Below are 12,091 nucleotides of genomic sequence, written 5' to 3' on the forward strand. Positions count from 1 at the left end.
TCCCATGTCTATCACTCCCAATCCCCCCAACGAAAACCGTCGGGGCAGTGTGTTCACATGGGTCAATTCTCAGTGACAATTTATCGGCATACCGGGTCAGTTCTCAGTGACAATCAACAGGCCAGAGCCTCAAATAGCTCAATGGCCTCTTGCTGTGCGTCGGAACTGGGATCATCGCTCTCGGCAAAGCTGATGACGCCTGCCGTGTAGCTCCACTTGTTGGGGCTCGCGTCGATCAGGTCACGAGTTTGGTGGGGGGTGCCGTGCAGCACCTCGGGCAGCGGGTCGCGGATCTTGGTTTGCGGCTGGCCGGTGTCGTCGCGGATCAGGTTGCGGTTCTCGTCATAGGCCAGAACTTCGCGCGCTGTCAGGTAATCCACGGGAGCTGCACCGCCACCAGTGCCGGTGGAGAAGAACGAAATGATCATTCGCAGTTCTCGCCTGTGTGCGCCGCCACGATCTGCGCCAATTGCCGCTCGATGGCCACAAGCTGCGTCGCGACCTTGAGCGCATTGATCTGGTTCGCGCGGCCGGATTTGACCGCGCCGTTAATCCAGCGCGATAGCTGATTGAGGTTCCCGCCAACGCGGGTAATCGCAAAGGTCAGCTGCGGGTCAACGCGAGGGACGGGCTTGCGTCGACGTGCCTCGGTCAGCCCCAAGGCCTCGCGCATCAACGTGGCATTGGGCAGGCCAGCGGCGTGCGCCTTGGCCACAAGCGCTGCCTTTTCCGACGGGGTGCATCGAAAGATCACACTCTCGGAAAAGCCCTCTTTGACGCCGCTTGCGCGCGTCTGGTTGGGGTTTGAAGGGGAGGCTTGCCGCCCCTCACAAGTCCCGCAGATGTAATCGGTGGGTAACCTTGCTCTCTGTTCTTTGTGCGGATCGGTCGCACTCATGCCCTCAGCCCCGCGGCCTCAATTTCAGCAGGGCTGACGAGGTTTGCAGCCAACAAAGCAGTCACTTGACCCGGTGTGATGTGGCGGCACAGTGGATGTTTGTCTGTGACCCAGTCGGCCAAGCCTTTCAGCAGTTCGGCTTCTTTGGCCTTGCCCGCTTCTCGCGCCTCCTCGACGTCGTGAAGGTATTTCAACCAACGGCCAGAACTGAACCAATTGTCGGAGAAGCACGCCTTCGAGCGGGTGAAACCTTCGCTCTCGGTCGCATAGGCCCGCACGGCGTCCTCGAGGTCTTTGGCGTCCACTCCGTCGGCCAGCGCTTGGCGGATCTGTGAGAGGCAAACCGCTTTGCCGCGAATGCGATCCTCGGGATAGGCGGACAAAATCTTTTCTGAATTCTCATCTTCCACCGCCGCCTTCGCGTGCGAAGGATTTGGTTTTTTATATGGTTTATATCTGTTCTTATAAGATTTGCCCTCTGGGGCAGATGGCTTGCCCTCAGGGGAAAATGCATCATTTTCCCTTTCGGTCGGATCGATTTGCCCATTTGGGCAAATGGAGTTGCCCAGGGCATACCAACAGGTCCGGTCATAGCGATCATCGCTGAAATTGCCCTTGATGATCAGCTCTGCGCTGACCAGCTTTTCGAGCGCTGTTCGGATCTGCTTCTCGCTCAGATATGGGAACAACTCACCAAAGGCCGAGATCGAGTTGTAGGTCCAATACTGCCCGTCTCGAAGGTTGCGGCGATTGGCTTGGTTCTTCTCGATCCAGAAGGTGATGTTCTGGAAAATCACCGCTGCATTGAGACCGACACGTCCAGCGATTTCAGGATCAAAGCTATGGCGGCTCATGATTGACCCCCGAAATACGCACAAACGTGCGAATTTTGTACAGGTTTTGTACGAGAAATAGGCCGTTTCAGCCGATTTCGCCGCGAAAGCTGGCGGGACTTTCTACAAGCTTCCGCACAACATCCTGTAAATAAGTCATATTTTTCTAGTGGTTTTGGCGACCCCGGCAGGATTCGAACCTGCAACCTGCCCCTTAGGAGGGGGCTGCTCTATCCAGTTGAGCCACGGGGCCGGGCCTGATTTAGGCGATAGCAAATGATATCTGTTACCACAATGCAGCTCTGGCTGGTTGGGCGGAGTTTATTCGTCTCCAACCTGCACATATTAAATCTGCAGCCCGGTATGCCGCCCATTGTACTGACGGCGCGCACTGGCTAACCTGAAACCAACCAAAGATATGAGGCCTTTAATCGTGACCACGCAACCCAAGCGCCCGCTCACCCTTCGCGATGTATCAGAGGCCACAGGCGTGTCAGAAATGACGGTGAGCCGAGTGTTGCGCAATCGCGGCGACGTGTCGGAAAAAACCCGCGTCAAGGTGCTGACCGCTGCCAAGGAACTGGGCTATGTGCCTAACAAAATCGCGGGCGCGCTGGCCTCCAAACGGGTCAATCTAGTGGCGGTGATCATCCCCTCTCTGTCCAATATGGTGTTCCCTGAGGTGCTGACCGGCATCAATCAGGTACTGGAAAATACCGTATTGCAGCCGGTGGTCGGGGTGACGGATTATCAGCCGGAAAAAGAGGAAAAGGTCCTCTATGAGATGCTGTCCTGGCGGCCATCGGGGGTGATCATTGCTGGGCTGGAACATACCGAAGCGGCGCGGGCGATGCTGAATGCTTCTGGTATTCCGGTGGTGGAAATCATGGATACTGATGGTAAGCCGGTGGATGCCATGGTTGGGATTTCGCATCGTCGCGCTGGCCGCGAGATGGCCAAGGCCATCCTGAAGGCGGGCTATCGCCATATCGGCTTTATGGGCACGAAGATGCCGTTGGATCACCGCGCTCGCAAACGATTTGAAGGCTTCACCGAGGCCCTGGCCAAAGAGGGCGTCGAGATCGAAGATCGGGCGTTTTATTCAGGCGGTTCCGCCCTGGCCAAGGGGCGCGAGATGACGCAAGAGATGCTTGAGCGCTCGCCAGATCTGGATTTTCTGTATTATTCCAACGATATGATTGGGGCAGGTGGGCTGCTGTATCTGATGGATCAGGGCATTGATGTGCCTGGCCAGATTGGTCTTGCCGGGTTCAACGGGGTTGAGCTGTTGCAGGGGCTGCCCCGGCAACTGGCCACCATGGATGCCTGCCGTCTGGACATTGGTCGCAGGGCCGCTGAAATCATCGCGGCACAGCTGGATGACCCAGAGGCCGAGCCAGAGCGCCATGTGACGCTGACCCCCACCATTTCCTATGGTGATACCCTGAAACGGCGCTGATGACGCTGGCACGACTGGACAATTCTGCGGCGCGGCGGCTGTTCATGCAGCGCCACGCCTTGTTAGAGCCGCCAAGCGGGAGCGCCAAGGGGGCAGAGCTGTTGCAGCTGCTCACCCGGCTGGGGTTTGTCCAGCTTGACAGCATCAACACCGTGGCGCGGGCGCATGATGTGATCCTGTATTCGCGCCGTGCCAGCTATCGCCCGCAGTACCTGAGCGATCTTTATCATGGTGGGGGGGCTCTGTTTGAACACTGGACCCATGATGCCGCGATGATCCCTATGGGGTTTTATCCGCAGTGGCATCTGCGGTTTCAGCGCGATGAGCAATTGCTGCGCAAACGTTGGCGCAACTGGCGTCGTGACGGGTTTGAGCAGCAATTTGAGACCGTTCTGAACCATATTCGCGAACACGGCCCGGTCAGTTCTTCTGATCTGGGCAAGGATGAAAAAAAGGGCTCGGGCGGTTGGTGGGACTGGCACCCGTCCAAAACCGCGCTGGAGTATCTCTGGCGGACTGGCGCGCTGACAGTTGTTGGCCGATCCGGGTTTCAAAAACGCTATGATCTGACCGAACGCGTGATCGATGCGGGCCTGCACGCGCCCAGGGATCCGCTGGATCCCGCCGATACGGTGGATTGGCTGTGCAATAACGCGCTGGATCGGCTTGGCTTTGCCACGTCGGGAGAGCTCGCCGCTTTTTGGGATACCGCCAGCGCCGCCGAAGCACGGGCCTGGTGTCAGGCCGCCAAGGCGCGCGGTGAAATCGAAGAGATCGAGGTCGAGGCCGCCGATGGTAGCCTGCGCAAGAGCTTTGCCCGTCCAGATACGGTATCGCAGGCCGCCGATTTGGGGCCTGCGCCGGGGCGGCTGCGGCTTCTCAGTCCCTTTGATCCGATGTTGCGCGACCGCAAGCGGGCTGAACGGTTGTTTGGCTTTCACTATCGCATCGAGGTCTTTACCCCCGCGCCCAAGCGGCAATACGGCTATTATGTCTTTCCCCTGCTTGAGGGGCAGAAACTGGTGGGGCGGATCGACATGAAGGCCGAGCGCAGCGCCGACTGCCTGGTGGTGACGGCGCTCTGGCCCGAGCGCGGTGTCACCTTTACGGCCCCCCGTGTCAAACGGCTGGAAGCAGAACTGGCGCGGGTCGCCCGTTTTGCCGGGCTGGGCAGCGTCGTGTTTGCCAATGATTGGCTGCGCGCGCCCGTCTGACCACCAAGGGGGGGTTATTCGGGGCGCAGATTGGCCTCTATCACGGCGCGATAATCGGCAGGGGCGGGTTTGGCTTTGAACACATCGGGTTGAATGAACACGCAGGTAAAGCGGCCTTCAAAACAGAGGATCCCATTCTGGCGTGCATCAACCCGAAAGGTCACGGATTTGGTGCCAAGCGCTGAAGGCCAGACCTCACACTCCAGCCGATGCCGCGGGGTCACGGGGGAGCGGAACTCCAAGTTCATGCTGACAAAGGGTGTCCCGGTGCCGCGATCCAGTTCCATCTGGAACCAGCCGTCGCCGTCTAGCTGGTGTTCCCACCAGGCGTCGATTGCTTCCAGTGCAAAGCTGGGCAAGTGCCCGGTATAGGCGATCTGCGCCGGGTCGCAGTGGCCCCAGCCGACGCGGATAGAATGCACAAAGGTGGGGCTGTTATTGCTGTCGTTTATCGGGTGTGACATTTGCCTGTCCTTTGTCATCTGTCCTGCCGCGCCACTCTAGCTAGTGGCGCTGGGGCATACAAACGGCTTTGTATAAAAAACCCCCTCCCAGCGGCGCTGGAAGGGGGGAATTTCTGTGACAGACCAATGGATTTGTCGATCCGCGCTGCGCGGGCTGGGTCAGAGAAACAGCAGTAGCGGCAGCAGAGTGATGACCGGGAAGGCCACAAGGATGATCACCCGGATGATATCAGAGGCGACAAAGAACATCACCGCCTTGTAGGTATCGACCATGCGGGTTTTGCGATCCATCGCGTTGATGATGAACAGGTTCATCCCCACCGGTGGTGTGATCAGGCCGACCTCGACCACGATGAGCACCAGAATACCAAACCAGATGGCGACATATTCGGCCTCGATCCGGTTGACGCGGCCCTCGGTGACGCGGATGCCCAGTTCCTTCATCTGTTCGCGGGTCAGTTCGGTGCCTGTGGCGATGGCGTCCTGGATTGAGGCAAGCATCTCTGCCCCCATGCCTTCGGGCACCCCGTTGCGCAGCACCTCCATCGCGGCGTCTGCCTGCATATCAACCAGCGAGAGCAGGCCAAAATCCATCACCGAAATCACCGGAAAGAAGATCGGAATGGTCAACAGGATCATCGACAGGCTGTCCATCAGGCAGCCAAAGACCAGATAGAACGCCAGGATCAGTGCAAGCACTACCCAGGGGCTAAACCCTTGGCTGACAACAAAATCGGCCAGCTCTTGCGGTACCTTGGTCAGGGCGAGGAAGCCGTTGTAGAAGCCCGCGCCGAGGACGATGAAAAAGATCATCGCGGTAGAGCGCGCTGTTACCATGAAGCTGTCGATCAGATTGGGCCGGTCCAGCCCGCCATTCATCCAAGCGATAAGCCCAGTGCCAAAGGCACCAACCGCCGCCCCCTCGGTCGGGGTGAACAAGCCGCCGTAGATGCCGCCAACAACCAGGCCAAAGACCAGCAGTACGGGCCAGACCTTGACCAGATTACCAAGACGTTCGCCCCAGGGCACGGCGGGGCGGGTGCCTGCGGCCTCGGGGTAAAGCCGCACATAGATCGAGATCACGATGACATAGCCAATCGCCGCCAGCAGGCCGGGAATAAAGGCGGCAAGGAACAGTTTGGCGATATTCTGTTCGGTCAGGATGGCATAGATCACCAGCACCACCGATGGTGGGATCAGGATGCCCAGGGTGCCGCCCGCCGCCAGCGTGGCGGTGGAAAAGCCACCGGCATAGCCGTATTGCTTCAGTTCGGGCAGGGCGACCCGGCCCATGGTGGCCGCTGTGGCGAGTGATGATCCACAGATGGCGCCAAAGCCGGCGCAGGCCCCGATCGAGGCCATGGCGACGCCGCCTTTTTTATGGCCCAGAAAGCCTTCGGCAGCTTTGAACAGCGCCGATGACATGCCGCCCAAGGTGGCGAAATGCCCCATCAGCAGAAACATCGGCACGATGGTCAGCGAGTAGGAGGAAAAGGTCGTGTAGGTCTCGCTTTTGAGACGACCAAAGGCCACCTGGGTGCCATCGGTGACCAGGATCAGCCCGCCCAGGCCAACGAGGAACATCGACAGGCCAATCGGGACCCGCAGAAAGATCAGTCCCATCAGGACGGGAAAGGAGGCAATGCCAATTTCAAGAGTAGTCACTGTTCACCCTCCACGCCGTCCCAGATCTGGATGCGGCCGGTAAAAAATTCAAAACTGCGTACAGCGCCCATATAGATCCCCACAATGGCGGCGATCACGGCGGCAAACAGGCTGGCACCAAAGGCCCACCAGACCGGGAATTCCAGCAGGAAAGAGGTCTCGCCATTTTCAAACTTGCTGATCGTACCCGCGCCAAGACGCCAGGCGATCAACACCAGGGCGGCGGCAAACAGCAGTTCGGTCACCATGCGCAAAAACCGGTTCACGCCGCGCGGAAACGAATTGGCGACCACATCAACCGAGGCATGGCCGGCTGAGATCTGGCAAAGCGGTAGAAAGGCAAAGATGGCAAAGGCAACACCTGCCTCGACCAGTTCAAAATCTCCGTTGATTGGTCCGACCCAGTTGATCACCCAGTTGGAAAAGCCCGGCGCAATGGCCTGCAGCAAGTCGCCGTGAAACAGAGTATTGAGCATGCGCCCAACAATCGACAGGCAGGTCAAGATGATCAGGGATGAGAGGACCATACCGCCTAATATGGCCATGGATCTGGCCAGCCCCATCATGAGCTTGTGCATGGTTGAAACCCTTTATTGTGCGCAAAGGGCCGCGGCACCAAATGCTGCTGCGGCCCTTTGACAGTATTACAATCTTACTTCACGTATTGTGGCGTGTATTTTTCGATCAGGTAGCTGGCCTCTTCCAAAAGGGCCTGACCGTCGATGCCTTTTTCTGTCATGTCTGCCAGCCATTTGTCGTAGACAGGCTGTGCAAGCTCCCGCCATTCTGCGGTCTGATCGGCATCCAGGGTAATAACATTGTTGCCGTTGTCCAAGGCGAATTCACGCGCTGGCGCGTCGGAATCTTCCTGCACACCACCTGCAAAGACGGAAAATTCCAGACCGGAGTTTTCGTCGATAGCCTGCTTCTGCGCATCCGAGAGGCTCTCGTATTTCTCTTTGTTCATCGCCAGAACAAAGGTCAGTGTATAGAGTGCCTTGCCAGTGAATTCGGTGTGGTTTTCCACCAGTTCCGGCACTTTCAGCGCGGTGGTGACTTCCCATGGGATGGTGGTGCCGTCGATCACGCCTTTGGACAGGCCTTCGGGGATCGCAGGAACCGGCATGCCAACCGGCGTTGCGCCCAGCTGTGTCAGCAAAGAGTTGACCGAACGGCCACCGCCGCGGATCTTCATGCCCTGCAGGTCATCAGGTGTTTCCACCGGATCTGCGCTGTGGATCAGGCCGGGGCCATGTACCCAGGTGCCCAGGATTTTCACATCCTTGAACTCGGTGTCTTTCATGTGCTTTTCGAACATTTCCCAATAGGCGTGCGAGGTGGCACGGGCATTGGTCATCATGAAGGGCAGTTCAAAGACTTCGGTCGAAGGGAAGCGGCCAGGGGTGTAGCCCACAACCGTCCAGACGATATCGGCAACGCCGTCCATGGCCTGGTCCATCAGCTCTGGGGGTTTGCCACCCAGCTGCATTGACGGATAGCGATCAATGGTGATCTCGCCACCAGAAGAGGCCTCTACGTTATCGGCCCAGACATCCAGGATCAGCTTTGGCACATTGGCCTGGGCTGGTAGGAACTGGTGCATTTTCAGGGTTACGTTGTCGGCAAATGCCTGGGTTGCGCATAGGGCTGCAATGGCGGTTGCGCCTGCGGCTCCGAGTAGCTTCCTGCGAGTGGTCATGTGTTTCCTCCCTTTGACCTTCGTTCAATGTCAGTTGTCGCGGTGGTAAAACGATATTGCAACAACTGGCGCATTTCTTTTCATTTTGACCCCAAATTGCCGGGCAGAGTTCACTAAACGAACGATCTGGGCCCCCTGCTATTGGGTGCATTTGTAACTATCAATGCCGGATCATGCATTTTTCACTCATAAATTAGCGGCCACCGTGCCAGGCCGCTAGAGGCGACCCGTCTAGATTGTGGTGATCGTGTTTCGCTCGCCCGATTTAGCTGTGCTGGACTGCTCTGCTGGTGGGGTGGGCTTTGCGATGTGATGTTACTGAAATATGCCTTCTGCCGGATGTGTGATACACTTCAGCACTACGCGGCGCAGGTTTCAATCCCTCATTGAAACTTTACCGGGCGACACGAGGGCGCAGGTGATCCGGGTTTCTTTGCGTCTCGCCCCCCCATCATCCGAAACTGGATATCGCAGAGCAGCCTAGGCTGTCTCGCCTTCACTATGCAAAGCAAAGTGATCCGTGCGAATGGATTGAGCGCACATGATCTTGTCTGTTTCGCACCTTGTGACCTGCGAGGCGCCTTTTCCTATTGCGCTGCCGTCAGGGACAGGCTGACAGGTTCTAGCCCAGTGATGCCGCCCTGCATCTGCTGCCCCGCGTGTGCAGGGCCAACTCCGGCGGGGGTGCCCGTCAGGATCAGATCGCCAGGGCGCAGGTGGTAAAAGCCTGACAGGTGACAGATGATTTCTTCGACCGACCAGATCAGTTCGGCCAGGGTGGCATCCTGTTTGGTTTCCCCGTCCAGGGTAAGCCATATACGGCTATCCCCCTGCGGTGACCAGTCGGTCGCCTTGGTCAACGGCGCAAAGACCGTGCCCTGTTCCAGATCCTTGCCCAGATCCCAGGGGCGCTGTTTCTTGCGCTCGCGGATCTGCAGGTCGCGCCGGGTCATGTCCAGGGCACAGCCATAGCCATAGATGGCGGCGCGGGCCTCTGCCGGTGTGGCGCGAAACACTGGCGCGCCGATCGCCAGGGCCAGCTCCATTTCATAGTGAAAGTTATCGGTGCCGGGCGGGTAGGGGCTGCTGACACCGCTCAGCACCGCATTGGCGCTGGACTTGGTAAAGTAAAAGGGCGCCTCGCGGTCGACCTCTACCCCCATTTCAGCTGCATGGGCGGCGTAGTTGCGCCCAACGCAGAAAATCCGCCCAACCGGGTAGCCACCCGTTTCGTCGCGGACGGGAATGACCAGCGGGTCTGGTAAGGGAAACAGGGTCTTTGTCATTTTGTGGCTCCGGCTATTGCAGGTTGGGATCTGGCAGGGTCGCGCCCCTGCGGGCAGTCTTCGGGGGCTAGATTTCGAGAGAAACCCAAAGCACCTGGGCGTCTTCCTCGCTGGTGGACACGCAGCCATGGCCCATGCCGCTGTCATAATAGACAGAATCACCGGCGCTCATCGCCAGGGGGCGATAGTGTTCTGTATAGAGGACCAGTTCACCGCTAATCACATACATGAATTCCTCGCCACGATGGCGCACCCAGTTGTCATATTCGGTAACGTCGCGCGCTTTGATGGTGCTGATATAGGGCAGCATCCGCTTGCTGGTGAGTTCGGTGCAGAGCAGTTCGTGGTCGTAGGTCTTGGTTTCCTGGTGCTCGCCGCGCCCGGCCAGGGTGTAATCGCGTCGCCCCGAGATGGAGCTTTGGGCCGATTGCACAAACAATTGCGGCGTTTCCAGCTCAAGCGTTCGCATCAGGCGGCGGATGATCTCAAAGCTGGGGCGGGTCTGGTTGTTCTCGATCTTTGACAGGGTCGACCGGCCAATGGCCGCAGCCTTGGCGGCTTCTTCCAGGGTAAGACCCTTGTCTTTGCGCGCGTCGCGAATCATCTTGCCCAGAACTTGCCCGTCCGGGGCTTCGCCTGCCTCAGGCGCGAGCCCTGCTTCTTCTGACTGAACCGGTTCCATCTAGTTGTTTTCTCCTGTTGCCCGGAAACTTTAGCGTTGATGTCTCTGGGCGTCAAAAATTTCCACATGACTTCTTTTGTTGTTAAACGGGGAAAAGTTTCCTATAGGAACATTGTGGCGTGCGTGAAGGCCCTGTCCTTTTAAAGCGCGGAGCCCTGCAGCGCGACCGATTGGGATGCAATCCTGCCCCAAAGCAGGCCGCGCAGAGCTCCTTTGCTTCGCGATGCGCATTGCATGGTTATGGTTCCTGGCAACCGATCTTTGACAAGAAGGCTTCACATGATGACTGACGCACCCAAACGGACCCCGCTTTATGATCTGCACGTAGAGCTTGGCGGCAAGATGGTTGATTTTGCCGGTTGGGAAATGCCGGTTCAGTATCCCATGGGGATCATGGGAGAGCATAAGCAGTGTCGCGAAAAGGCCGGGCTGTTTGATGTGTCGCATATGGGGCAGGTGATCCTGAAAGGCGACGATATCGCCGCCAAGCTGGAAACCATTGCGCCCTCGGCCTTTACCACGCTGAAGGAGGGCAAGGCACGGTATACCTTCTTTACCAATGACGCCGGCGGCATCATGGATGATCTGATCGTATCCAACGCTGGCGATCATTTCTTTGTGGTGGTCAATGCCTCGATGCGTCACCAGGATATTCCACACATGGCGAAACACCTTGATGGGGTTGAGGTGATAGAGATCTTTGACCGCGCCCTGGTGGCGGTGCAGGGGCCTGTCGCCGAAGCCGTTGTCGGTGATCTCTGTCCTGCCGCGCGCGATATGAAATTCATGGAGACAATTGTCGCCGATATTATGGGGGTGGAATGCCGCCTGTCGCGTCTCGGCTATACTGGCGAAGATGGATATGAGATTTCCATTCCAGAAGACAAGGCCGTCGAAATCACCCGCGCCCTGCTGGCGCATGAGGATTGCGCCCCTGCCGGGCTGGGGGCACGCGACAGCCTGCGGCTGGAGGCCGGCCTGTGCCTCTATGGCAATGACATCGACAATGACACCACCCCGGTTGAGGCCGCGCTGACCTGGGCAATGCAGAAACGCCGCCGTGAAGAGGGCGGCTTTCCTGGCGCCGCGCGCATCCAGAAAGAACTGGCCGAGGGCGCTGCCCGCAAGCTGGTTGGCATCAAGCCCACGGGGCGCGCCCCGGCCCGCCAGGGGGTCGAGGTGCAGTCGCCAGAGGGCGAGACGATCGGCATGATCACATCGGGCGGCTTTGGCCCCACTGTTGGCGGCCCGGTTGCCATGGGTTATGTCGCAACAGAACAAGCGACACCGGGCCAGGCGGTGAACCTGATTATCCGGGGCAAGGCCCAACCGGCGGAAATCGTCGCGCTGCCCTTTGTCACCCAGAACTACAAACGCTGAATACAGATCACGACAGACTATGAGGAGCGTCACATATGACCACCTATTATTCCGAAGAGCATGAATGGATCACCGTTGAAGGGGAGACCGCCACGCTTGGCATCACCCAGCATGCGGCTGATCAGCTGGGCGAGATCGTCTTTTGCGAGCAAAAAGAGGTGGGCGACACCTTTGACAAGGCGGAAGAGATCGGCGTGATTGAATCGGTCAAGGCCGCCTCGGAAATCTACGCACCGCTGGATGGCGAAGTGATCGAGGCCAACCCTGCGCTGGAAGAAAACCCTGGTGCCCTGAACGAAAGCCCTGAAGGTGAGGCCTGGATCTACAAGATCAAGCTCACCGATGCGGCCCAGCTGGAAGATCTGATGGATCTGGACGGCTATAAGGCCTTTATCGGGTAGGAGACTGCCTGCTGCGCCCCTGGCTGTTGCGGCCGGGGGCGTCGGGCATCGCCAGACCGCGGCCCTGCCCAGCTGTCTGTGCGCCTGTCCACCTTTCTGCTTTCTGCGGC

13 protein-coding genes and 1 tRNA gene are annotated in these 12,091 nt (G+C 58.4%); 4 read left to right on the forward strand and 10 right to left on the reverse strand.

All coding sequences use genetic code 11. The annotated features are described in order from the left end of the window. Positions 1-113 precede the first annotated feature (113 nt). From P2081_RS17135 to P2081_RS17150, 4 genes are all read right to left on the reverse strand, one after another. On the reverse strand, positions 114-428 hold the full coding sequence (locus P2081_RS17135; RefSeq protein WP_278924088.1) for a hypothetical protein: 315 nt from the start codon (positions 426-428) through the stop codon (positions 114-116). After that, positions 425-898, reverse strand: a complete 474-nt coding sequence (locus P2081_RS21325) for a plasmid mobilization protein (RefSeq protein ID WP_438826545.1) — start codon at positions 896-898, stop codon at positions 425-427. Before P2081_RS21325 ends, P2081_RS17135 begins: the two co-directional genes overlap by 4 nt. Next, positions 895-1,752: a hypothetical protein gene (locus P2081_RS17145; protein WP_278924090.1), complete on the reverse strand. Its 858-nt coding sequence runs from the start codon at positions 1,750-1,752 to the stop codon at positions 895-897. The genes P2081_RS21325 and P2081_RS17145 overlap by 4 nt, the downstream gene beginning before the upstream one ends. A gap of 155 nt (positions 1,753-1,907) precedes the next feature. After that, positions 1,908-1,984: transfer RNA gene (locus P2081_RS17150), tRNA-Arg, on the reverse strand. 180 nt (positions 1,985-2,164) lie between these two features. Between P2081_RS17150 and P2081_RS17155 the strand changes: the two genes are divergently transcribed. Together P2081_RS17155 and P2081_RS17160 are read left to right on the forward strand one after the other, a co-directional pair. Further along, positions 2,165-3,190: a LacI family DNA-binding transcriptional regulator gene (locus P2081_RS17155; protein ID WP_278924091.1), complete on the forward strand. Its 1,026-nt coding sequence runs from the start codon at positions 2,165-2,167 to the stop codon at positions 3,188-3,190. Next, positions 3,190-4,404: a winged helix-turn-helix domain-containing protein gene (locus tag P2081_RS17160; protein WP_278924092.1), complete on the forward strand. Its 1,215-nt coding sequence runs from the start codon at positions 3,190-3,192 to the stop codon at positions 4,402-4,404. Before P2081_RS17155 ends, P2081_RS17160 begins: the two co-directional genes overlap by 1 nt. A gap of 14 nt (positions 4,405-4,418) precedes the next feature. Here the strand turns inward: P2081_RS17160 and P2081_RS17165 are convergent, their stop codons facing one another. The 6 genes from P2081_RS17165 to P2081_RS17190 all read right to left on the reverse strand — a co-directional run bounded on the left by P2081_RS17165 (position 4,419) and on the right by P2081_RS17190 (position 10,200). Further along, entirely contained in the window at positions 4,419-4,868 is a 450-nt protein-coding gene (locus P2081_RS17165; protein ID WP_278924093.1) for an acyl-CoA thioesterase, read from the reverse strand. A 159-nt stretch (positions 4,869-5,027) separates the two neighbouring features. Further along, on the reverse strand, positions 5,028-6,533 hold the full coding sequence (locus P2081_RS17170) for a TRAP transporter large permease (RefSeq protein WP_278924094.1): 1,506 nt from the start codon (positions 6,531-6,533) through the stop codon (positions 5,028-5,030). Then, positions 6,530-7,111, reverse strand: coding sequence for a TRAP transporter small permease (locus P2081_RS17175; RefSeq protein WP_278924095.1), 582 nt, complete (start codon positions 7,109-7,111; stop codon positions 6,530-6,532). Before P2081_RS17175 ends, P2081_RS17170 begins: the two co-directional genes overlap by 4 nt. Before the next feature lie 74 nt (positions 7,112-7,185). Further along, positions 7,186-8,232 (reverse strand): TRAP transporter substrate-binding protein, encoded by a 1,047-nt coding sequence (locus P2081_RS17180; protein WP_278924096.1) that lies wholly within the window; start codon positions 8,230-8,232, stop codon positions 7,186-7,188. 587 nt (positions 8,233-8,819) lie between these two features. Next, entirely contained in the window at positions 8,820-9,518 is a 699-nt protein-coding gene (locus P2081_RS17185) for a fumarylacetoacetate hydrolase family protein (RefSeq protein ID WP_278924097.1), read from the reverse strand. A 67-nt stretch (positions 9,519-9,585) separates the two neighbouring features. Then, positions 9,586-10,200 carry a helix-turn-helix domain-containing protein gene (locus P2081_RS17190; protein ID WP_278924098.1) on the reverse strand — a complete coding sequence of 205 codons (615 nt, stop codon included), beginning with the start codon at positions 10,198-10,200 and terminating at the stop codon, positions 9,586-9,588. 282 nt (positions 10,201-10,482) lie between these two features. On the opposite strand from P2081_RS17190, the gene gcvT reads away from it, so the two are divergent. Continuing rightward, a complete protein-coding gene (gcvT, locus tag P2081_RS17195) occupies positions 10,483-11,580 on the forward strand; it encodes a glycine cleavage system aminomethyltransferase GcvT (protein WP_278924170.1) in 1,098 nt (365 codons plus the stop codon). A gap of 35 nt (positions 11,581-11,615) precedes the next feature. Next, positions 11,616-11,981, forward strand: a complete 366-nt coding sequence (gene gcvH, locus P2081_RS17200; RefSeq protein WP_278924099.1) for a glycine cleavage system protein GcvH — start codon at positions 11,616-11,618, stop codon at positions 11,979-11,981. The last annotated feature ends 110 nt before the right edge of the window (positions 11,982-12,091 follow it).

It is taken from the genome of Pseudophaeobacter profundi, assembly GCF_029697505.1.
Lineage (GTDB): Bacteria > Pseudomonadota > Alphaproteobacteria > Rhodobacterales > Rhodobacteraceae > Pseudophaeobacter > Pseudophaeobacter profundi.